The organism is Flavobacterium amylolyticum, assembly GCF_048284335.1.
Lineage (GTDB): Bacteria > Bacteroidota > Bacteroidia > Flavobacteriales > Flavobacteriaceae > Flavobacterium.
This window is the reverse complement of record NZ_JBLVPG010000002.1, coordinates 136,696-161,022: the sequence shown is the minus strand read 5'-3', so window position 1 is coordinate 161,022 and position 24,327 is coordinate 136,696. Positions and strand designations below refer to the sequence as shown.

The 24,327-nt window shown below is 32.0% G+C and carries 19 protein-coding genes; 6 read left to right on the top strand and 13 right to left on the bottom strand.

Features of this window, described 5'->3' with window-relative positions:
* Positions 1-49 precede the first annotated feature (49 nt).
* The 3 genes from ACNQF9_RS06895 (at position 50) to ACNQF9_RS06885 (ending at position 3,109) form a co-directional block, all read left to right on the top strand.
* Positions 50-1,126, top strand: a complete 1,077-nt coding sequence (locus ACNQF9_RS06895; protein ID WP_417989910.1) for a formimidoylglutamase — start codon at positions 50-52, stop codon at positions 1,124-1,126.
* Positions 1,127-1,222: 96 nt separating this feature from the next.
* Positions 1,223-2,479, top strand: coding sequence for a DEAD/DEAH box helicase (locus ACNQF9_RS06890; RefSeq protein WP_417989909.1), 1,257 nt, complete (start codon positions 1,223-1,225; stop codon positions 2,477-2,479).
* A gap of 177 nt (positions 2,480-2,656) precedes the next feature.
* Positions 2,657-3,109: an Hsp20/alpha crystallin family protein gene (locus ACNQF9_RS06885; protein ID WP_417989908.1), complete on the top strand. Its 453-nt coding sequence runs from the start codon at positions 2,657-2,659 to the stop codon at positions 3,107-3,109.
* A gap of 122 nt (positions 3,110-3,231) precedes the next feature.
* On the opposite strand, the gene ACNQF9_RS06880 is transcribed toward ACNQF9_RS06885, so the two are convergent.
* The 3 genes from ACNQF9_RS06880 to aroC all read right to left on the bottom strand — a co-directional run bounded on the left by ACNQF9_RS06880 (position 3,232) and on the right by aroC (position 8,068).
* Complete coding sequence (locus tag ACNQF9_RS06880; protein WP_417989907.1) at positions 3,232-5,427, bottom strand: response regulator; 2,196 nt, start codon at positions 5,425-5,427, stop codon at positions 3,232-3,234.
* A gap of 185 nt (positions 5,428-5,612) precedes the next feature.
* Positions 5,613-6,896: a dicarboxylate/amino acid:cation symporter gene (locus tag ACNQF9_RS06875; protein ID WP_417960246.1), complete on the bottom strand. Its 1,284-nt coding sequence runs from the start codon at positions 6,894-6,896 to the stop codon at positions 5,613-5,615.
* Positions 6,897-7,009: 113 nt separating this feature from the next.
* Positions 7,010-8,068, bottom strand: coding sequence for a chorismate synthase (gene aroC / locus ACNQF9_RS06870; RefSeq protein ID WP_417989906.1), 1,059 nt, complete (start codon positions 8,066-8,068; stop codon positions 7,010-7,012).
* A 183-nt stretch (positions 8,069-8,251) separates the two neighbouring features.
* Here aroC and ACNQF9_RS06865 point away from each other — a divergent pair, with 183 nt between their 5' ends.
* Complete coding sequence (locus ACNQF9_RS06865) at positions 8,252-9,091, top strand: UDP-2,3-diacylglucosamine diphosphatase (RefSeq protein WP_417960248.1); 840 nt, start codon at positions 8,252-8,254, stop codon at positions 9,089-9,091.
* A gap of 117 nt (positions 9,092-9,208) precedes the next feature.
* Positions 9,209-9,718: a hypothetical protein gene (locus tag ACNQF9_RS06860; RefSeq protein ID WP_417960249.1), complete on the top strand. Its 510-nt coding sequence runs from the start codon at positions 9,209-9,211 to the stop codon at positions 9,716-9,718.
* A 46-nt stretch (positions 9,719-9,764) separates the two neighbouring features.
* Here the strand turns inward: ACNQF9_RS06860 and ACNQF9_RS06855 are convergent, their stop codons facing one another.
* The 10 genes from ACNQF9_RS06855 to ACNQF9_RS06810 all read right to left on the bottom strand — a co-directional run bounded on the left by ACNQF9_RS06855 (position 9,765) and on the right by ACNQF9_RS06810 (position 21,439).
* Complete coding sequence (locus ACNQF9_RS06855) at positions 9,765-10,193, bottom strand: protease complex subunit PrcB family protein (RefSeq protein ID WP_417960250.1); 429 nt, start codon at positions 10,191-10,193, stop codon at positions 9,765-9,767.
* Between the two features lie 49 nt (positions 10,194-10,242).
* A complete protein-coding gene (bshA, locus tag ACNQF9_RS06850) occupies positions 10,243-11,376 on the bottom strand; it encodes an N-acetyl-alpha-D-glucosaminyl L-malate synthase BshA (protein WP_417960251.1) in 1,134 nt (377 codons plus the stop codon).
* Positions 11,377-11,530: 154 nt separating this feature from the next.
* Positions 11,531-12,163: a phosphatase PAP2 family protein gene (locus ACNQF9_RS06845; RefSeq protein ID WP_417989905.1), complete on the bottom strand. Its 633-nt coding sequence runs from the start codon at positions 12,161-12,163 to the stop codon at positions 11,531-11,533.
* A gap of 97 nt (positions 12,164-12,260) precedes the next feature.
* Positions 12,261-15,257: a glycoside hydrolase family 3 N-terminal domain-containing protein gene (locus ACNQF9_RS06840; protein ID WP_417960253.1), complete on the bottom strand. Its 2,997-nt coding sequence runs from the start codon at positions 15,255-15,257 to the stop codon at positions 12,261-12,263.
* Positions 15,258-15,269: 12 nt separating this feature from the next.
* The gene (locus ACNQF9_RS06835) at positions 15,270-15,752 is read right to left on the bottom strand and encodes an ABC transporter ATPase (RefSeq protein WP_417960254.1); all 483 of its coding nucleotides are present in this window, start codon (positions 15,750-15,752) and stop codon (positions 15,270-15,272) included.
* Between the two features lie 65 nt (positions 15,753-15,817).
* Entirely contained in the window at positions 15,818-16,609 is a 792-nt protein-coding gene (locus ACNQF9_RS06830; protein WP_417960255.1) for a (Fe-S)-binding protein, read from the bottom strand.
* Between the two features lie 92 nt (positions 16,610-16,701).
* Entirely contained in the window at positions 16,702-18,033 is a 1,332-nt protein-coding gene (locus tag ACNQF9_RS06825) for a 4Fe-4S dicluster domain-containing protein (RefSeq protein WP_417960256.1), read from the bottom strand.
* A gap of 5 nt (positions 18,034-18,038) precedes the next feature.
* A complete protein-coding gene (locus ACNQF9_RS06820) occupies positions 18,039-19,004 on the bottom strand; it encodes an MlaD family protein (protein ID WP_417960257.1) in 966 nt (321 codons plus the stop codon).
* 50 nt (positions 19,005-19,054) lie between these two features.
* Positions 19,055-20,218 (bottom strand): N-acetylmuramoyl-L-alanine amidase family protein, encoded by a 1,164-nt coding sequence (locus ACNQF9_RS06815; protein WP_417960258.1) that lies wholly within the window; start codon positions 20,216-20,218, stop codon positions 19,055-19,057.
* A 54-nt stretch (positions 20,219-20,272) separates the two neighbouring features.
* Complete coding sequence (locus ACNQF9_RS06810; protein ID WP_417989904.1) at positions 20,273-21,439, bottom strand: N-acetylmuramoyl-L-alanine amidase; 1,167 nt, start codon at positions 21,437-21,439, stop codon at positions 20,273-20,275.
* A gap of 83 nt (positions 21,440-21,522) precedes the next feature.
* On the opposite strand from ACNQF9_RS06810, the gene ACNQF9_RS06805 reads away from it, so the two are divergent.
* A complete protein-coding gene (locus tag ACNQF9_RS06805; RefSeq protein WP_417960429.1) occupies positions 21,523-24,273 on the top strand; it encodes a putative LPS assembly protein LptD in 2,751 nt (916 codons plus the stop codon).
* Positions 24,274-24,327: the final 54 nt, after the last annotated feature.

The window sequence follows — 24,327 nt, the reverse complement described above, 5'->3', positions numbered from 1 at the left end:
AACGTAAGTTAACACAATTATATTATTTTTGAATAAAAATATTTTTTTAATGGAAAAAATTATCCCGTTCACAATCAACGATCTTGCGAAAATAACGAACCACAGAAGTGGAGAAATAAAGTTTGGAGAAAAAATGATAACTATTCCCAAAGACACTGATCCTATTGAATTTATAAAAATTTGTGACGCTAAATACGTCCTATTTGGAATTCCTGAAGATATCGGTGTTAGAGCAAACTATGGTAGACCAGGTGCTGCATCTGCATGGGAAAGTGCAATAAAAAGTATAGCAAATATCCAACACAATCGTTTTTGCAAAGGCAGTCAATTAATAGTTTTAGGACAACTAGATGTGAGTGAGCTCATGAAAAACGTAGAACTTTTAGATTTTCATGATATTGATGACCGTTCAAAATTAAGCCAGCTAGTCAATAAAATAGATAAAGATGTTTCACACATTATTTTTAACATCATAAAATTAGGTAAAATTCCAATAATTATTGGAGGTGGACATAATAATTCCTATGGTAACATAAAAGGAACCGCTCTAGCTAAAGGCAAACCTATAAATGCAATAAATTTTGATGCCCATTCTGATTTTAGAATTCTGGAAGGACGCCACAGTGGCAATGGCTTTTCGTATGCTTTTGAAGAAGGTTTTTTGAAAAAATATTTCATCTTTGGTCTGCATGAAAATTATACCTCAAAAAGTGTTTTAGACATCATCAAAAAAATTGAAGATCGAGTACGATATACCACTTATGACAGCATTAGTATAAGGAAAGAAAAAGCATTTGAGTCAGAAATGGCGCTGGCTTTAGAATTTATAAATGATGACTTTTTTGGAATTGAAATTGATTTAGATGCCATTCCTAATATTGCCTGTAGCGCAATGACAATGAGTGGCTTTTCAGTAGAACAACTTCGTCAATTTATTTCGTTTTTTGGGAAATATAGAAATGCCTCCTATTTACATATTTGTGAGGGTGCTCCCGATTTAGGAGAAGAAAAAAACAATCATCTAATAGGTAAACTGATCGGTTATCTAATAACTGATTTTATTAAGTCTAATACTATTCAACCCGTTGAAGCAGTGAATTTCTTAAGTAAAAATACCCTAATTTAGAATCCTGTAATCGCATATAATTAATCATCAAAAATATTAATACTATCTTTGCGACACTATCTATGTACCTAATACAAGATATTTAATATCCAATATATGTTATTCGAAGATTTATCGCTTTCAAAAAGTATACAAAAAGCCGTATTTGAACAAGGCTATACCAACCCTACCCCCATACAAGAACAATCCATTCCTCTGGTATTAGCTGGACGTGATTTAATCGGTTGTGCTCAGACTGGAACTGGAAAAACAGCAGCATTTGCAATACCAATTATACATCAATTACACCGAATTGTAGGTTCTTCCAAAAAAGCCAAAGTCATTCGGTCTTTAATTGTAACACCCACTCGAGAATTAGCGGTACAAATAGGCCAAAGTTTTGATACTTATGCTAAATACACTAATTTGACTCAACTGACACTTTTCGGTGGAGTATCTCAAAATCCTCAAGTTGATGCCTTAAAAAACGGTGTAGACATTCTGATTGCAACACCAGGAAGGCTTCTTGATTTACACAAACAAGGTTTTATAGATCTTGATCATTTACACTCATTGGTTCTGGATGAAGCAGATCAAATGCTGGACATGGGATTTGTAAACGATGTGAAAAAAATTGTAAAGCTTACACCAAAGAACAGACAAACATTGTTTTTCTCTGCTACAATGCCAATGGCCATTAGAGAATTAGCAGAAATGTTTCTGACAGATCCTGCAACAGTAACCGTATCGCCTGTTTCTTCTACTGCTGAAAATGTAGAACAACGCGTTTATTTTGTTGAAAAAACTGAGAAAAGGAATTTATTGTATCATTTGATAAAGAATGAAAATTTATCCGATGTTTTGGTTTTTTCGAGAACGAAACACGGTGCTGACAATGTTGTCAAAGCATTACGAAAAAATAATATCGCCGCAGAAGCCATCCACGGTGATAAATCACAAAATGCGAGACAACGCGTTTTAGATGCATTCAAAAATAAAGAAGTTGGTGTTCTCGTAGCGACTGATATCGCAGCAAGAGGTATTGATATTGACCAATTACCATTTGTAATTAATTTTGATTTACCAAATATCCCAGAAACTTATGTCCACAGAATAGGTAGAACCGGTCGTGCAGGAAATGGAGGAATTGCTATTTCTTTTTGTAGTAAAGACGAACATACCTACTGGAAAGAAATTCAAAAATTGATCAAAGTAGAGGTTAAGATCGTGAATGATCACCCTTATCCATGGCATTCAGGCAGCCCTGAAACAGCTCCTGCATCCGCTGCACAAAAAAATTCTAATAGAAGTGGTGGTGCTCATAAATCAAGAAAATCAGATGCTTCTAAACAAAATAAAAAACGCTGGTACTAATGCTGATTTAACTATCTCTTTAAGCTGTAAGAAATATCTTTTTAGACTAATAAAAAAATAACTTTTTACCGTTAATATATTGTTTTTCAACGTTTTAAAAGTTAAATATTGTTTGTACAATAAATTATAATATTAAATTTGATTTAAGATATTATAAACAACTTTAAATACACAATTATGGAAACCTTAGTTAAAAGAAACGGCTTATTTCCCACAGTAAATACATTTTTTGATGATTTTATTTCAAGAGATCTTTTCGATTGGAATGACAAAAATTTTACTGCTATTGGTAGTAATTTACCCTCAGTAAACTTAAAAGAAACAGACGATAAATTACAGGTTGAATTAGCAGTTCCGGGAATGAAAAAAGAAGATTTTAAGGTTGAGATCGATAACAACATGCTCATGATTTCATCAGAAAAAAAGGAAGAAAAAGAGGAAACAAGAAAAAAAGATAATTACGTTAGAAAAGAATTTAATTATCAATCATTTTGCAGAACTTTTACGTTACCTGAATACATTGATGAAAGTAAAGTTGAAGCCAGTTATAAAGATGGAATTTTGCATATAGACATTGCTAAAAAAGAAAACGGCAAGAAAAAAGTATACAAAACGATAGCCATTAAATAGAAATTTTTTACTGCATTATTATAGTACACATTAAAATCGTTAAATCATTCAAGCAAGTTATAGGCTTTGAAGGTTTAACGATTTTAAATATCTACTAAAACTAAATAACTCGTTCTTTATTTCTAGTTTTTAGAAATCAAAATCGTTATTATTTTAAACAATTTAACAGAGTCAAATGGTTTTATAATGATATCATTGATTCCGGATGAAAGTGCCTCTTCAGTAATTTCAGCTTTATCAAATGCTGTTAATGCAACTATTGGTGTCTCTATTCCCAAAGAACGAATTTTTCTTGTAGTTTCAAAGCCATTTATCAACGGCATATTGATATCCATCAATATTATATCAAAAGTTTCCTTATTGAGTATTTCTAGCGCTGCATAGCCGTTATCAACCACACTGCACTTATAATTGTTCTTTTCTATGGTTTTTTTCGTAATTAATTGATTAATGTGATTATCCTCAACTACTAAGACGTTTATGGGTTGCGGAGAGACAATATCTACTTGAATATTATTAATAATCTCAATTGTTTTCTCTGGATTGTATTCGAATGCAATTGTGAATTTGAATTCAGTGCCTTCACCAATGGCACTTTGTAAAGTTATCGTACTATTGAATAGTCCCAACAATTGTTTTACTATGGAAAGCCCAAGACCAGTTCCTTGATAATCCGTTTCTTTCCTGCCTACTTGAACAAATTTATCAAAAATCTTTTCCTGATCATCCAGCGCAATTCCTATTCCGTTATCTTGAATTTTAAATTCTATAAAATACGATTTTCCTTCTACTTTTTCTAAATTCACAATAATCTTTACTTCGCCATTAGTTGTGAATTTCAATGCGTTGCTAGCTAAATTCATTATAATTTGAGAAAGTCTTAATTTGTCTCCAATTAAATATTCTGGAATATTAGAATCCATTTTTACTGAAATACAATTATTATTGCTTTTAGCTAAAAACGCAAGTGAACTTTTAACCATATTAATCTCATCCGAAATATTAAATGTTAAGTGCTCTAATATCATTCTATTATCCTCAATCTTATTGATTTGTAGAATATCATTTACCAGAGAGAGTAAATACCTGGCTGAAAATTTGAGTGAACTTAAATGCGGGCTATTAGCTAACTCTTTATGCTCATCTAACAACATATTAGTAATCCCTACTACGCCATATAAAGGAGTTCGTAATTCATGGCTTATCGTAGAAACAAATTGTGATTTTAATACAGAAGCTTCCTCTGCTTTTTCTTTTGCAAGTATCAGTTGCTTATTAGTTTTAGAAAGTTCAGCATTTAATTTTTTTCTAAAATTATTATTTTTTAATAAAGTATAGAGCAATAACAACAATACAAGGGAAATTACCGTAAATAAAAAAACAATAATTTTGGATTTTTCTAAAATCTGCAGTTGGGTTTCCTTTTCAATTTCAAATTTGTCAATTTCTCTTTTGTATTCATCTAATTCAACATTTAATCCTACTACACTTGCTTTTTCCAGTTTTTCTTTATTATATAGTTCTTCCTTAATTTCATGATATTTAGAAAGATTCTCATAAGCTTTTTTATAATTGCCCTTGTTTAATAGAAATTTAGAATATTCCAGATGCGCAAAGGATAAATCTGATTTTTCATTTGTTTCCTTTCCAAGTTTTATAGCACTGATAAAAGAAGCGTTGGCTTTTATATCTTTACCTTGATACGCATAATACATTCCGTTGAGCATATTTATGGCTCCCACAGTTGATTTACTTCCGAATTTTAGATTGTGCTTATTGATGAAGTTCAAGTTTGGATATCCGCTTTCAAAATGACCAACATCAAAATATGCCCAAGCCATATTAAGATTAGTCATAAAAATCTGACTGGTATCTGCTATTTTCTGGCTATACTTTAGAGAATTTTCGTAGAAATTTATGCCTTTTAAATATTGTTTTTTTTCAAAACAATAAATGTTTCCTAAATTATTGCTTATCCTGTTTTTTAAAGTGTCATTGTTCGTTCTATTAGCGTATGAAAGTCCTTTATGATAAAAAAAAATAGCTTTATCAAATTCAGCCATTTCAGCATAATTTGCAGCGATTATAATATAGGAAATCGTTATTGAAGAAATGTTATTAACTGCTATGGATCTTAGTAGCGCTACTTTAGAAATTTCAAGTGATTTTTCAAAATTAGCGGCTTTTAAGTAGTGAGAAGCTTGATCCGTTAATTTTATAATTTCTTTTTCAGATAAGAGCTTTGTCTGTGCGAATGAATTATTGTTAAAAAAATTTAACGTTAGCAATACCAACAAGACAATACGCATCTGATACATAAACAATTAGATTTTATCAAATATACATTTTATTACTAAAAAAAAGAAGAAAAGCATTTATTTTGTCTTAAAATTAAATAGATATAAACTATACTCTAAAATATGATACTTTATAACCTTTAAACAAAAAAACCTGTTCATTAAATTGAACAGGTTAAAGAGGTATCCTCCCATTGATCTTTATCTTAATTAATACTGACTGTATCAATTTCCGCATCGCCTTCTTCCCATTGTCCTACAACTGATGTCGCTAAAGCATTTCCTAAAACATTCGTGGCACTACGGAACATATCACAAAAATGGTCAATTGGTAAAATTAATGCAATTCCTTCAATAGGAATATCAAACATACCACATGTTGCCGCAACAACCACTAAACTGGCTCTTGGAACACCTGCAATACCTTTACTGGTAAGCATTAAAACCAATAACATTGTCATTTGCGTACCTAAATCTAAATCTATGCCATAAGCTTGAGCAATAAAAATACTGGCAAAAGTCATATACATCATGCTACCATCCAGATTAAAAGAATATCCAAGCGGCAACATAAAGGATACTATCCTGTCTTTTACTCCAAAACGCTCTAATTCTTCTGTCAATTTTGGAAAAACAGCTTCACTACTCGTTGTCCCAAAAGCAATAATTAATGGACTAACAATTCTTTTAAGCAAAACAGTCATTCTGCTTTTTAAAAAAATATAACCTACTACAATCAATACTACCCAAAGTGATGAAATTCCAATCAAGAATGATCCAAAAAACTTAAAATATGTAATTGCTAATTCTTGAAAATCTCTTACTGCAAATACTCCCGCAATAGCTCCAAATACGCCTATCGGTGCAAATTTCATTACGTAGTTTACCATTTTAAGCACGATGTGAGATATTTTATCCAAAGCATTTGTAACCGGCTTAACATAATCTCCCAATGCAGCTGCAGCTAAACCAAAGAATATAGAGAAAATTACTATTTGCAAAATCTCATTGGTTGCCATTGCTTCAAAAATACTTTTAGGCACTATATGCTCAATGAAATTTTCAAAAGAAATATTTTGAGTTTTAGCCGTTACTTCAGAAACAGCGCCTAAATCAACATTCGATAAATTAAGACCTACTCCCGGTTCAAGTATGTTTACAAAAAACATTCCTAATAATAACGAGATGAATGAGGCTGTAAAAAACCAGCCCATTGCTTTTCCACCTATTCTTCCTACTGCCTTGATATCACCAAGTTTTGCAATTCCTACCACCAAAGTGGTAAAAACCAATGGAGAAATAATCATTTGAACCAATCTAATAAAAATAGTCGCCAGTATTTTAATTTTATTACTAAATCCTTGAGCTGCTTCTGCAGAAATCGAATTGTGTATAATTATTCCTAGAATGGCACCCAAAACCATCGCAATTAATATTTGACCTGTTAATCCTGAGAAAAAAGATGGTTTTTTTGTTGTATCGGTATTCATTAAATAGATTATTTGGTTTTAGGAATATTTCAAAGTATAACAATAGCCATTTTTCTTATTTACAAATCAAAAAAGGAAACTGTATAAAAAGGAATAAGATCTAAAAATTAGTATTAATACGTTTTGTTAATCAAATAAAAATCTGCTAGCACTATAGCGGCCATTGCTTCAACAATAGGAACTGCACGGGGAACTACACAAGGATCATGACGTCCCTTACCCGTCATTTCAGTAATATTCCCTTTATTATCTAAAGACTCTTGTTTTTGCATAATGGTGGCGACAGGTTTAAAAGCTACTCGAAAATAAATATCCATTCCGTTACTAATACCACCTTGAATACCGCCAGAAAGATTAGTTTTAGTAGTTCCATCAGGATAATAGAGATCGTTATGTTCGCTTCCTTTCATTTTAGCACCACAAAACCCGCTTCCAAATTCAAATCCTTTTACGGCATTTATAGAAAGCATGGCTTTACCAAGTTCTGCATGTAATTTATCAAAAACAGGCTCTCCTAAACCAATAGGTACATTTTGAATCACGCATGTTACCGTTCCACCTACCGTATCGCCTTGTTTGCGAATATCCCGGATGTAGTCCTCCATAACTATTGCTAATTCTTCATCGGGACAGCGTACTGGGTTATTTTCCGTTTTTGTAAAGTCTAAATCTTGGTATGGTTTTTCTAAAAAAATAGGTCCAACGGAAGAAACATAAGCATTAATTTTTATTTCGGGCAAGATTTGTTTTGCAATTGCTCCAGCCACTACTCTACTTGCAGTTTCACGAGCAGAACTTCGCCCGCCACCACGATAATCGCGAACTCCATATTTTTTTTCATACACATAATCTGCATGACTGGGCCTGTAATTGTCTTTTATATGAGAATAGTCGTCTGATTTTTGATTGGTATTAGGAATGATGTAACCAATAGGTGTTCCTGTTGTTTTCCCTTCAAAAATTCCAGAAAGAAATTGAACAGCATCAGGCTCCTTTCTTTGAGTAACTATCGCCGATTGACCGGGCTTTCTGCGTGACATTTCAAATTGAATTGCTTCAAAATCTATTGTTATACCAGGAGGACAACCGTCTATTATTCCGCCTAAAGCGTCACCATGAGATTCTCCGAAAGTTGTTATTTTAAATAGTGTTCCGTAGCTATTTCCTGCCATACTGATTAGTTTTGAACAAATGTAATATTTTAGTTTAAAGTTCAAAAGTTTAACCCTTAAAGTTTTGAATGGCATTACGTATTTATTGACTTTTAATTAATATTAAATGTCATTTCTTAACCTTTCATACCCTTTTATTTCATCCTAATTCATTTAATTTGAATCAATTAAAATTCTAATACCTTGAAAAAAAGAAAAGTCGAGTTGGTAGTCATTTCAGATGTACATCTGGGAACTTTTGGAAGCCACGCTAAAGAACTTTATAATTATTTATCTTCCATAAAACCTAAAATTTTAGTATTAAACGGTGACATTATCGATGTGTGGCAATTTAGAAAATCCTATTTCCCAAAAGCCCATTTAAAAGTAATCCAAAAAATAATCAGTTTTGCTTCAAAGGGTACTAAGGTCTATTACATTACCGGAAATCATGACGAAATGCTTCGAAAATTTAGCGATATGAATATGGGTAATTTTGCATTAGTTGATAAATTAGTATTGAATCTGGATGATAAAAAAGCGTGGATATTTCATGGTGATGTTTTTGATGCTTCGGTTCAGCATTCAAAATGGATAGCAAAACTAGGCGGATTAGGATATGATTATCTGATTCTATCCAATCGGTTGGTCAATTGGTGTTTGTTAAAAGTAGGAAGAGAACCGTATTCTTTTTCTAAAAGAATTAAAGCAAGTGTAAAAAAAGCTATAAAACATATTTCTGATTTTGAAAAAACGGCTACTGAATTGGCAATAGAGAACAACTACGATTATGTAATATGTGGTCACATTCATGAACCAAAAATGATTCATAAAGAAACTAAAAACGGAGGTACACTTTATTTAAATTCAGGTGATTGGGTAGAAAATCTAACTGCGCTAGAATACAATAAAAAACGTTGGAAAATATTTAGATATTCTGAAATGAATTATATTGAAGAAGAAAATCTTTTTGAGATGGAAGATATTTTGAGCAACCAAATCGTAGCTTCAGTACTTTTTTCTAAACAAAATATTTTATTGTAATTCACTTTTTTAAAATTTTGAGATTCTGAAATATGTAAATTATATAACTTTTCAATCAAATTCTATAAACATGCTAATTTAACATAGTATTATATTTGTACCAATAAAAACACACTTATGAAAAAGATTATTTTATCAGCAATTATGCTAATTGGGTTAGCATTTACAGCACAAGCTCAAGATATTTCAAAAAATGCATTAGGTCTTCGTTTTGGAGATAGCGGTGGTTTTGGTACTGAAATCACATACCAAAGAGGCTTATCTAACAACAATCGTTTAGAATTAGATTTAGGATGGAGAAACAGAAATAATTATAAAAACGACAGTTATGACGATAATGCTATCAAATTAACAGGTTTGTACCAATGGGTTTGGAACATTGATGGTGGTCTTAACTGGTATGCAGGTGTTGGAGGTGGAGTAGGAAGTTATAATAGAGATTATTATGACAACAGAGACTATAACAATGATGTTTTTGCATTTGCTGCTGGAGATATTGGTATTGAATATAACTTTGATTTCCCTTTGTTAATATCTTTAGATTTTAGACCTGAATTTGGTGGAAATGGATATTATGAAAATAATTATGGATCTGACGTAGCTTTAGCGCTTAGATATCAATTTTAGTATTTCTTTATAATACAAAAAAAGGCCACTATTTAGTGGCCTTTTTCTATTTGATTATAATCTCTTTTTTTGAATTTATTTTAATAACGCAAAACGGATAAGTAAACGACTGTGTTACCATACTTCCAGGCTTAGGATTCGTTTCTTTAATTGTTATGATAATATTTTTATCAGTTTCAACAACATTATCAACTCCAATATTGTATCCTCCAGTTGTTTTCTCACCCATATTTAAAACAATAAAATTAGAATTTTGAATATCTGCAGAACTAATCTTATTTTTTAAATTTTCGTCATTTTGTAGCATCTTTGTTTCATTTGGTTCAGAAAGAATCTCAAAAAAACGAATACTTGCTCCACCATAAGTTTGCTGGGTCAATACTTCGTACAATTTGGATGTGTCTGAACTTTTTAAACTAGTAACACTACATGAAGCAAGAGTCATAATAAATAATGATATAATTATTTTCTTCATTTTTATCGTATTAAATTGATCCGCTTAAAGAACCTTTCTGTTTAGTGATTTATAAATATTTATTAATCGCTTTTTTGTACAATTCCTCATAAAGCGGAAGTATATTTTTTATATCAAATTGTTTAGCAACTGTTAATGCATTTTCTTTAAACTTATTAAGAACCACATCGTCTTTTAAAATTTTTAAGGCATTTTGAGCCATTTCATCCGTATTCCCAACATCACTTAAATAACCTGAAACACCTTCAAAATTTACTTCTGGCAAGCCACCAGAATTACTTGAAATAACAGGAACTTTACACGCCATCGCTTCTAAAGCGGCTAGACCAAAACTCTCCGTTTCTGAGGGAAGCAAAAACAAATCTGTCAAACATAAAATTTTATCGATCTCATTGCTGTTACCAAAAAAAATAACTTTGTCCTCAATACCCAATTCCTGACATAAATATTCTGCTTTTTCTTTTTCAGGACCGTCTCCTACCATCATCAACTTCGCCGGAATTTCTTGTTGAATTTTATAGAAAATTTTAATTACATCCGGAATACGTTTTACTTTTCTAAAATTACTTATGTGTGTAATAATCCGTTCATCATCCTTTGCCATTACTGAACGTTGACAAGGAGTATTAAGTTCATTAACGTTTTTATCTAATTCGATAAAGTTTGGAATAACTTCAATTTCATTTTTTATATTGAATAATTTTAAAGTATTCTCTTTTAAACTTTGGGAAACAGAAGTAACAAAATCAGATTTATTGATGCTAAAGGTAACAGCAGGTTTATAAAATGGATGGTTCCCTACTAAAGTTATATCGGTTCCATGCAACGTAGTTACCATTGGAATGTTAATCCCTTCATCTTTCAACATTTGCTTTGCCATATAACCGGCGTAAGCATGAGGAATGGCATAATGTACATGAAGCAATTCTATTTTATGCAACTTTACCATATCTACCAATTTACTTGACAAAGCCAATTCATACGGTTGATAATGGAACAATGCATATTCTGGAACATTCACTTCATGGTAATGCACGTTTGGACTTAAAAGCGCCAAACGAACAGGCTGGCTATAAGTTATAAAATGTATTTCATGCCCACGACGAGCTAATTCAAGACCTAATTCTGTGGCGACAACACCACTACCACCAAAGGTAGGATAACAAACTATTGCGATTTTCATGTATCTATTTTTGTAAAACGAAATTAATAAAAATAGGAATGTCTTTTGTGGAAATTTAAATTAAATACAAGGTGTCGTAAAACTTAATGTACGAAATTCTTATTCTAATCAAAATCATCAATGAAGGCATACCATTATTCAAGCAATTAGTAAATTATTTAGAATAGTGCTTCTCTTTTTTTAATTTCTCCTTATTAATCCATTTATTCATTTTATAGCTTAAATATGCTGAACCGCTACCAATAATTGCTCCTGCAAATACATCACTTGGATAATGAACCCCTAAATGCATTCTAGAATATCCCACAGCCCCAGCCCAAACAAATGATGGGGCAATAATATACCATTTGGGATAAGCCATACTTAGTGATGTTGCTGTTGCAAAAGCTAAAGAAGTATGTCCTGATGGAAATGAATTGCCTACAGAAGATGCTACTTGATCAATATTCGGATAGGTTTCAAATGGTCTGTTTCTTTTTATAGTATGTTTCAATGCAGTGGTAATAAATGCATTTACTAAGAATGCTTCTCCTATAAAAATTGCCTGTTGCTTGATGGTACTGTCTTTCTTTATTAAAGCAACAGAATATAGAATAATGGGAATTGCAACACTGACTGGAACAGCACTATTTGTTACTAATTTAAAAGTAGGATCTAAATTCTTATTTCTATGAACATTGATATCCCGCAGAATATTTATATCACTATTTTGAGCATTTACAAAGGTCATGCAAAAAAACAATCCAATTAAATAGACTTTTGCAGAAACGGTATTCTTATTTCTCATTAACCTCTTTTTATCTAAATATACTATAATACAAGTCGAAATTTGTACTGAAATAGTGTTACTAAAAATATTAAAAAACCATTTTTATAAAACTTGGTTAATTTATAATTGCTTCATAAATCACCTTTTGAATATCTTCTCTAATGTTTTCTTTTGATAATCGATTTTCAGCTGCTATTGGAAAAGTTCTATTAGATAAAAACACATAGACAATTTGTGTTTCGGGATCAGCCCAAGCCATTGTTCCGGTATAACCAGTATGACCAAAACTAGTCATCGAAGCACAACCGCATGTAGGTCCTTGAGTACCTAGTTGTGGCTTATCAAAACCTACACCTCTCCTATTTCCTGCCGCACAAAAATAACACGTATTAAAATCTTCAAATGTCTTTTCAGAAAAATACTGTTGATTGCCATAATTTCCTTTTTGCAGATAAAGCTCCATTATTTTAGCCACATCCATAGCGTTCGAAAAAACACCGGCATGACCGGAAACCCCGCCTTCTAAACCTGCTGATAAATCGTTAACATATCCTTGTAAAAGTTGATGGCGAAAATAGGTATCTGTTTCTGTTGGTGGAATTCTATTGTTATCAAATTTTTCTAAAGGATTAAAACTGGAATTATTCATTCCAATGGAACGATAGAAATTCTCTTGAATCAAAACATCTAAGCTTTTACCCGTTGTTTTCTCTAAATAATCTTTTAGTATCATAAAAGTAAGATCACTGTATTTATATTCCTTTTTTAGTGACACCTTACTTTTTACAATCATTTTCATAATCGTATCACTAAAATCATTTCTTATAAAAAGACTGTCTGCCAATCGTTTAGAAAACTGCTCTTCAGATGTTTTTCTAAAATAGACTTCGGAAGGAAATTTAGATTTATCCATTGTTGCTTTATAAAATGGAATTCCTGCAGCAAGCCCTGCGTAATGTGACAATAAATCCTTAAAATTAATATTTGCTTTATTGGAATCTTTAAAAATGGGTGACATTGTTCCTAATGTAGTTTCCAAATTTATCTTTTGCTGATCGTATTGCAACATTACATTGGGCAACGTAGCCAGAATTTTTGTCAAGGAAGCAACATCATAAATATCTGAATCTTGAACTTTAATCGTTTTATCATAGGTATGGTGCCCAAATGATTTTTGATAAATAACTTTACCTTTTCTGGCTACCAAAACTTGAATTCCAGGTGTCATTTTAGTATTAATCGCTTTATTGGCTATTGTATCAATTTTTGACAAAATAGTTGAATTCATACCAACATTTTCTGGAGTTGTAAACCCTAATCTATTCAGTCTCTCCGTGCCTAATCCATCGTTTACTTTAAAGCTTGTATTTATAGAAACCGGTAATTTCCCTTTGGCTTCTATAGCCCCAAAAATTAGTTCTGCAGAAACTATTTGAGCAATAGCGTTGTTTTGATAGGAAACTATCAATCCTTCGATATCTGTAAAATCCGTAATGGGCAACAAGGAATAGGGTTTCGCAAAAACATCTAAAATCACATTATTATTTTGGGCTAAAAATTTAATTTTAGCCAACTCTTCCGTTCGTAAATCATCGTTTCTAAAAGCAACATCTGATTTGTGGTACCCAATGATAACAGTCGTAAATGGCGTTAACTTTATTTGTAAACTATCTATAATAGTGTCTTCAATTACTGTGACTTCAGCATATTTTTTAAGTGTTGCAACAAACGAATTATTCGTGTCGTCTCCAATTTTAACATACGCAATTTTTTGCTTTTCTAAATTTTTAATAGGCAGAATAGCAGCCGTATTTTTTAGAACCGTAATGGCATTTTCAAACAATTCATAGTGTAAAGCATCATTTTCAACTGCATTTAAATCAGTGTATAAATTATCCGTTAAAATAGGTTTGAAGTTGTTTAAACCTGCTTTGTACTTAAATTTTAGAATTTTCTTTACCGAAAAAGCCAATCGTTCATCAGTAAATAAATTTAAGGAATAGGCAAGCTTAAATTTCTCAATAGCAGCAGGAACATCTTCAGGAAATAACAATACATCATTTCCAGCCATAAAAGCTTCAAAGTTGATTTCGCTTGGTAATTTAAAGGCACTCACACTTTTCATGTTCAAAGCGTCGGTAAAAATAAGCCCTTTGAAACCTAGCTCATTTTGAAGAATAGTAGTGACCACATTATAGGAAATCGAAGATGGATAATTAGGTCTTGGCTCTAAACTGGGCACGTTTAAATGAGCTACCATGACCGAAGAAAGTCCTTCATGAAACATTTTTTTATAGGGATAAAACTCAACAGCTTCAAGTCTTTCTTTTGAAAAACCAATCGTTGGTAATCCTTTATGAGAATCCGTTTCGGTATCACCATGACCCGGAAAATGTTTACCCGTAGAAAAAATTCCTTGACCCTGAACACCTTTCATCAAAGCAATGGCACGTTCCGTAACTTTGAATTTATCTTCGCCAAAAGAGCGAAAACCTATTATGGGATTTCTTGGATTTGTATTGATATCGAGAACTGGAGCAAAGTTAAATTGCAATCCTAATCGTTTGCTTTGTTGCCCAATTTGAACACCAACTTTCTCTAATAATTTCATATCTCGGATAGCTCCAAGTGTCATATTCCAGGGATAACTGTAGGTCGAATCCAGTCTCATGCCCAAACCCCATTCAGCATCGACACCTATAAACAAAGGGATTTTTGATTTCGATTGAAAACGATTGGTTAACTTTACTTGACGAACAGGGCTACCTTGAAAAAAAATCAGTCCTCCAATTTTGCTTTCTTGGATGAGTTTATCAATGGCTTTGATATGTACGGAATCTTTATTAGAATAAGCGGCTACCATAAATAATTGTCCAAATTTCTCCTCTAAAGTCATAACATTGTAAACACTGTCAACCCATTTATTTCCATCAGGAAGTAAATCAAAAAGAGTTGGTATATTACTCCGATTTATACTGTCCAAATTTTCTGTTTTGGACGGACTGTTGGTTAGAATTACTTTATTCTTATTTACTTTTGTACCAACACAACCAGCAGCAACAAAAAGAAATAAGACATAAAAAAAACCGTTTTTGATGCTTATCTTTTTCATTTAACTATTTTATTAAAAAAAGCGACTATGCCAGCTGTCGATGGCTGGTACTTCCCAAGATTCATTATATTCTTCTATAGAGTTAACTAAATTATTAAAAACTATAGTGTTCTCAGTAACTGCCTTGTCTTTTACCATTTTTTTAAAGTCTATCAAGGGCTTGTGCGCAATATGCTCTCCAAGTTTGAACGTAACATTCATTTTATCCAATAAATCAACTGTATATTTTTGTTCCAAACTTTGAATAAATTCTACTGAAGAGTCAATAGAACAACCCGTAGCTGCTTGTACATCTTGGTTTACGGCGATAATAATGAATCGGTTGTATTTCAATTGATAAGAGGATTCTAAACTAGTACCATGCGCAGCCCAACTGTTAAGAAATGATTGCAAAGCAGTTTCTATTTCAGAAAATTCAGTATCCGAAAATTTTCTATTCGATTGATAAATCCAGATTTTGGAATCTTCAGGTAAGTCTTCAAAAGGAATAAACATCTTAATTATGAGTTATGAGTTATGAATTTTGAATTAGAAATCAAAATTCGTAATATTAAATTTATTTATAAATCCTGTGCGTTGGCTATTAATTCAGCAATATCCATGACTTTTATTTCCCCTTCTTTCTCTTTATTCTTAATACCATCTGTCATCATCGTATTACAAAAAGGACAGCCCGCAGCGATTATTTCTGGTTTAGTTTCTAATGCATCTTCGGTTCTTTCAACGTTGACTTCCTTATTTCCAGGCTCAGCATCTTTAAACATTTGAGCACCACCTGCGCCACAACATAAACCGTTAGCTTTAGAACGCTTCATTTCAACTAATTCAGCATCCAATTTAAGAATCAAATCTCTTGGTGCTTCATACACATTATTAGCTCTTCCTAAATAGCAAGGGTCATGAAAAGTAATCCGTTTTCCTTTAAATTGTCCTCCTTCAATAGTTAGTCTTCCATCATCCAAGAGTGATTTTAAAAATTCCGTATGGTGAACAACTTCGTATTTTCCACCTAATTCAGGATATTCGTTTTTGATCGTATTGAAACAATGGGGACAAGCTGTGACAATTTTTTTAGCCTCATATGCGTTTAAAACCTCTATATTCATCATGGCCTGCATTTGAAACAAAAACTCATTACCCGCTCTTTTTGCAGGATCCCCAGTACAACTTTCTTCAGTACCCAAAACGGCAAAAGAGACATTTGAACGATTTAATATTTGTACAAATGCCTTGGTTATTTTTTTAGCCCTGTCATCAAAACTTCCTGCACAACCTACCCAAAATAAAACTTCTGGTTGTTTCCCTTGGGCTAACATTTCGGCCATAGTTGGCACTATTAATTTCTCTGACATACTATTTTGTTGATTCGGTTAATCACAAATTCTTAATTTATAAATCGGTTATTTAGTATCACTAATAATCCATTAAACAGTCAATCGGTTAACTATTCGTTTTTCCAATTCAATCGATCTTGCTGATTGTATTGCCAAGGTGCCCCATTATTTTCTATATTAGTCATCATTGCATTAATAGGCATTGGAGCAGCACTTTGTTCCATAACTAAATAACGACGCATATCCATAATAATTGAAAGCGGACTAATATTTACCGGACATTCCTCAACACAAGCATTACATGATGTACACGCCCAAAGTTCTTCAGGAGTAATATAATCGTTCAATAATGTTTTGTTATCCGGTATAAAAATCCCTTTGTTGGCATCAATATTTCTGCCTACTTCTTCCATCCTGTCTCTAGTATCCATCATGATTTTACGTGGAGACAATTTTTTACCTGTTATATTCGCAGGACAAGATGAAGTACAGCGACCGCATTCTGTACAGGTATAGGCATTCAGCAATTGAACCCAATTTAAATCCTGAATATCACTGGCTCCAAACTTACTTGGCATTACACTTTCATCAACCGGTGAAGCTGCAAATGGATCGGCATTAGGATCCATCATTAGTTTTACTTCCTTAGTAACGGATTCTAAATTATCAAATTGTCCCTGAGGATTTAGATTTGCAAAATACGTATTTGGAAACGCTAACAGAATGTGTAAATGCTTAGAAAAATAAAGATAATTCATGAAAATTAAAATCCCAGTAATATGTAACCACCAGAATATTTCAGAAAGAAGCATTACTAATTCATTTGACATTCCATTGAAAATAGGCTCAATAAATTGACTGATAGGAAACGAACCTGCTTTTATAAAATGAGAAAAACCACCGGGTACATTCTGCAAGTGCAAATCCGAAGCATTCATTAATAAAAATAAAGTCATTAAAACCACTTCAAAATACAAGATATAATTCGCATCATTTTTCGGCCAGCCTTTTAAATCCGAACTCATAAATCTTTTTAATTTTATAGCATTACGCCTAATCCAAAAAGCCATGACAGCAATTAAAACTAAAAATGCTAAAATTTCAAAAGAAGCTATTAGAATATCGTAGGTTGTTCCTAAAAAAGCAAAAACACGGTGTGTTCCAAAAATACCATCAATAATTATTTCTAATAATTCAATATTAATAATTATAAATCCTACATAGACGACTACATGAAGTGCCCCAGCAATCGGTCTTTTTATCATTTTAGATTGTCCAAGAGCAATCATGGCCATATTGGTCCAGCGAGCTTTAGAATTATCAAAACGATTCACATTAGTTCCAAGATTAATATTTCGTCTAATTTTTTTAACATTAATGACAAAATAACCGAAACCAATTACTAAAAGTATGGCAAATAAAACATTGTCTAAGTAGCTCATAGTGACTAATTTTTTACAGTAGCGGTTGAATCATTTACAGGACCTACATAAGGCTTATTTTTCTTTCCAAACACAGAAATATTCACATACCTAGTTGGATAAAGTCGTATATCTTGTAATAATAATTCTAATTCTTTTGTTGAAGTTCTAATGTTTTGGTAGAAAGCATCATCGTTTAACAATTTACCCATTGAACCTTTTCCAGTTTCCAAACCACTCATTATAACATCTACTCTTCCTAATGTTGCATTCAAATTTTTAACAGTTTTACCTAAATCAGCCTTATTTAATGAATCTGAAATTTTAGAAAAATTTCCGGATATTTTATTGAAATTGGTAACAACACCATTTATTTGATTTCTATTAGTATCTAATAAGGTATTGACATTCAAAGAAACTTTGTGAAATTGCTCAATAGTCTTACTCAACTCAGCCAAAGTCAGCTTTAAATCCTGTTGCCCTTTTTGGTCCAAAACGTTATTCAACCCCGATATTAATTTATCAGTACTGCCCAACAGCTTTTCTAATTTTTCCTGAAGAGGAGCTAATTGATCCCCCACTTTATCTGTAAGACCTAATTTTATGCCACCTAATAATTTTTGACCATCAACGGCTAAGTTCTTATCATTAAAATTAGGAACAATTGCAATTTGTTTACCCCCAATAAATCCTGGCTCATATATAGAAGCGATGCTGGATCTAGAAATTGGAAAATCCGTTTTTAATTGTAATTCAACCAATAATACGCCTGTGTTCTCATTTATGGTAATGCGGCTAACTTTACCTATGACTAAACCGTTCAGCGTCACAGGAGCAGAAGTGGCTAAACCCTCTACACTTTTATATTCTACAAAAAAAGTTTTGTAATTGGTAAAAAGGTCTCTTCCTTTCAAAAAACTGTAGCCCCAAATAAATAATAAAATAGATGCAATGACTAAAATTGCAGTTTTAATTTCTCGTGTTATTTTCAAAATTTAAGTATTTTTTACAAATTTAATATAAAATATTTGACTTGTTGTTATTATTTAAGCGCTTCTTCGACACTAATGTTTTTTCCATCCCTAAATGCAATTATATACGCGGAAGAATACCCTTTGGATTTGACTTTTTTTAAATCTTCTTTAGCTAAATTATAATCCGTTGTGGAGCCATAGGCATATTTATAAAAAAAACCATTGTTTGTTCTTACTGAAACCTTTTTTAATCCTTTAAAATTGGATGAATCTAATTTAATATTTGTGTAACCAGCGGCAAATTGAACTTTAAAAACCACTTCAGAATTTTGTGTTTTTTGTTCTTGTTTGTTAAAAACTTGTTTTTCTGTAATTTGCTTAAATTTAGTACTCTTCGAAGTATCTTTTATTCTTTTTTCACTTATTTTTTCAGACAAAAGTTCATGATTCTTTTCATTGGGTTGCGTTCCAAAATATTCTTTTTTGTAAGCAATAATAGCCGAGGCAATTGCTTCTGCCATATTATTTTGTCCTTCTTCAGAGTTTAAATAAAGCCCCTCTTCGTTATTGGATAAAAAACCTAATTCAATCAATACACTTGGCATATAAGCCGCGTCTAAAACCCATAAGGGAGTCTGTTTTATTCCTCTTGATTTTCGATTTAGTTTGTTTTTAAAATTATTTTCGATTTTAGAAGCTAAACGTATACTTCGGTCTAAATAATCTTCTTGCAAAATCTTTAATCCAATTAATGTTTCTGGGTTCTTAGGATCAAAACCTTTATACGTTTGTTTGTAATCTTTTTCAAGTAAAATAACGGAATTTTCTTGTTTTGCAATTTCTAAATTTCCTTTACTTCTAGCCAAACCCATTACAAATGTTTCTGTGCCATACGGAATTGGGTTTTTAACAGAGTTACAATGGATCGAGACAAATAAATTAGCGTCGATACTGTTCGCTTTTTTAGGTCTATCTTTTAATTCAATAAAAACATCCGATTTTCTGGTATGAACAACCTGAATATCAGTCTCTTTGTTTAGATATTTTTCAAGTTTTAAGGTAGTTTTAAGCGCAATTTCCTTTTCAACAAAACCATGATAGGAATTACCCGGATCTTTACCTCCGTGACCAGCATCTAAAATAACTGTAAACTTAGAATTAGATTGAGGGAAAATATTCAAACTAAAAAATAGAATGATTATTAAAATTAAGGGTCTGAGTTCTCTTGTCATATTGAGAAATAAAGGGATGTTTGGCAGAAAAAACACTCTAAAATAGAAGTGCTTTTATCTAATAGCATCTTGAATATTGATTTTTTCTCCATTTTTAAACGCTATCAAAAATGCCGAAATATATCCTTTTTCTTTGGCCTCATTTAGTTGTTTTTTAGCCTCTTCATAGTTAGATGTTTCTCCATACATGTACTTATACATTCTGTCTTCACGTGTTACAGAAATATTCTTTAAACCATTAAAATTTTTCGGATTTAATTCTAATTTTTTACTGCTGGCAGAAAGCTGTACTTTAAATAACGTTTTAGAAGTATCAACAGAATTTTTTGCCTGTAAGGATCCAGCTGTTTGAGAAATCATTTTTGGTTTAGCAGGTGCAACTGAGTCTTTAATTGGTTTTGCATTTATTTTTTGTGACGGTTTTTCTTCAAAAATTTCAACCTCTCCATTACCAAAATATTCTTTTTTATAGCTGATAATTGCATCTGCTATTGCTCGTGCTACTTCTTCCTGTCCATCTTCTGAATTCAACTTATTCCCTTCAATTGTATTCGAAATAAAACCCATTTCTATTAAAACTCTTGGCATATATGCTTTATGAAGCACCATAAAAGGGGCTTGTTTGACTCCTCCTCCACGTATTTTCTTTCCTAAATCTCCAAAAGAATCTTCAATCTTACTTGCCAGAGAAATGCTATTGTCTAAATATTCCTCCTGCATCAAGGTCATACCTATCATGGTTTCAGGAGAGTTAGGATCAAATCCTTCATATTTTTGCTTGTAATCTTTTTCTAATGTAATTACAGAGTTCTCTTTTTTTGCAGCTTCAAGATTTGATGCCACTTTACTCAAACCCATTACGTAAGTCTCTGTACCATCTGCAGCAGTATTTCTATTGGCATTACAATGTATAGATACAAAAATAGTGGCATTGAATCTATTTGCAATATTTGCTCTTTCAATCAAATCAATAAAAACATCAGTTTTTCGGGTATAATTGACATCTATTTCTTTTGTAGACTCTAGTATTTTGCCCACCTTCAAAACTACTGCCAAAGCAATGTTCTTTTCAACACGACCTTCATAAACAGCTCCAAAATCATGAGCCCCATGACCCGCATCTAAAGTTACTTTGAAGATATTGGATTGACTAAAGCTTGTTAGAGAAAGTATCGTCAAAAAAAAAGTTAATATTGTTTTTATTTTATATGTAATATGCATAAATCCAAAAGTTAATTTAATTAAAACACTACTGTCATAAAATTTTTTATTTGACTATTTTTGACAAAAAATTATATGTAAGTTTGACATGTCAAAAAACAGGCCATACTTTTACAAAAATAGCATTTAAACCTTTGTATACAAACTTATTTAATATCGTTTTATTATCATTTTTCCTATCATTAGGTTCTGGTAAATTATATTCTCAAGACATACCCAAAAAAAAGACAGCTATACCCTCTAACAGACAAATAGATAGCACTAAAAAAAGTGACACTAAAGATCCAAGACCTGTTTTAACTCTTGAAAAAGAAAGCGATACGATAAAAACGGACACCCTTAAACCTAAAAAGGCTTTCCTTGACGGTAAAGTAAAATACAAAGCGGATCAGTATGCTAAAATAGATCAGAAGAAAAAAATCATTACGCTTTACGATAAAGCCGAATTGTATTATCAAGACGTTGAATTGAAGTCTGGAATAATCATTATGGATTATGAAAAAAACGAGGTATATGCAGGACGTATCAAAGATTCTACTGGTGCCTATACTCAATTTCCAAATTTCAAACAAGGTGCTAATGTAATCGAACCCGATTCGATACGCTTTAATTTTAAAACTAAGAAAGCGCTAATTTGGAATTCAAGATCCGATCAAGGAGAATTTAAAATTAAGGCAGCCATAACAAAAAAAGAAAATGATTCCGTTTATTTTTTAAAAGGGGCCCGATTTACAACTTCAAAAGATATAGACAATCCAGAATATTATTTTCAAACTGATAAAGTAAAGTTTATCCCTGGCAAAAAAGTGGTGACTGGATTGACCAATATGGTTATTGCCAATGTTCCTACCCCTATTGCTTTGCCTTTTGCTTTTTTTCCAATGAGCAAAGAGACTAGTATTTCGGGATTAATATTACCCAGTTATAACGACTCTAATAACCGAGGATTTTCACTTCAAAATTTAGGGTACTATTTTGCACTTAGCGATAATTATGATTTAACCGTATTAGGGGACTATTATACCAATGGCAGTTACGGAATGCGTTTTGAATCTAGTTATGCAAAAAGATACAATTATAGAGGTAATTTAAACATTCGATTTGAAAATTTAATAAACAGTGAAAGGGGCTATCCGGATTATTCAAAACAAAATATTTATAACATCCAATGGTCCCATTCTAAAGATTCAAAATCCAATCCTAACTCCAGTTTTTCAGCTTCTGTCAATCTTGGAAGCAGTAGGTATTTTCAGCAATCCATCAATCAAGTCAATATTGGATCAAACCTCAATAATACATTGAGTTCTTCAATATCGTATTCTAAAAATTTCACCACAGTTCCTCAAGTTAGGATGTCACTAACAGCAACACATTCGCAAAACACCCAGACTCAAGAGATAAACATGACATTGCCAACATTACAATTGAGTGTAGATCGAATCTATCCTTTTGTAGGTAAAGATGGTATGAAGAAAGGTTTTTTCAAGAATATAAATTTACAGTATAATTTAAACGGCCGCAACAGCATCGTTACTACAGATTCGTTATTTTTTAAACCCCAAATGTTCCGCGATGCGAAAATTGGGTTTCAGCACAGCATTCCATTAAGTACTAATTTTAAATTGTTCAAATATTTTAGTGCTACTACATCTATGAATTACGAAGAAATCTGGTATACCAAAACAATTGAAAGAAGATATGATCAAGACCAAAGCAGAGTTGTTGATAAAACTATCAATGGTTTTGATGCTTTTAGAACCTACTCATTCTCCTCTAGCGTAGGAACTACAATTTATGGAACTTTTAATTTTGGAAATGACAAAAAAATTAAATCAATAAGACACGTCATGAGACCCTCAGTATCCTACGGATATACGCCTAGTTTTGAAAAATATTATGACACCTATGCCTCAGATGCCACCGGAACAATGATCAAACAATATTCTAGATTTGAAAGTGGGATTTTTGGTGCACCAGGTTTAAACAATTCTAATACGTTAGGCTTTGATTTGAGTAACACTTTTGAAGCAAAAGTTACTGATAAAGACAGCACAAAAGTAGAACCAAAAAAGATAATGCTACTTAACAACTTAAACCTTTCTACTAGTTATAATCTTGATGCCGATGGTGTTACGTCACTTGCCTTTTCGCCTATTAGACTTAGTGGAGGTACTCAATTATTGAATAATAAAATGAATGTCAATTTTGGAGCTACATTAGATCCGTATGCCATTGACAATTCTGGAAACCGAATTAATGTTTTTAATATTGATAACGGTGGTAGCCTTTTTAGAATGACCAGTTCCAATATGACTCTAAATTATTCTATTTCAAGTAAAGGTAAAGAAGATACCAAAAAAGATAAAAACGTTCAAAGTCAACGAAACGGCGGACGCGGAGATGATTTATTTGGTACTAATACAGACCTAGGCGACAACAGGAGAAGTCAGTTTGAGGATGAGGACGAAGATGATGGTGAAGATAAAATTTCAGAATTTTTTAACTCTAAATTACCATGGGACATGACTTTCGCCTATTCTTTAACATACGGTAATAACAACCGAGAAAATAAAATTATAGGGAATTCCATAATGATTTCAGCAAATGCCGATATAACCCCAAAATGGAAAGCAGGTGTTTCTACTGGTTATGATTTTGTTCAAAAAGGAGTTACTTTTACACAGCTTCGTTTTGAAAGAGATTTGTTAAGCTGGAGAATGGATTTTAACTGGTCTCCATTTGGTACTAATGCAAACTGGGGTTTCTTCATCGGAATAAAATCCGGTGTGCTTAGTGATATCAAATGGGATAAACGAAGTACGATCAATCGATAATTCGATTTTAGGTTAAATAATACTTAGCATTACCTTCTTGAATTAAAAAATACC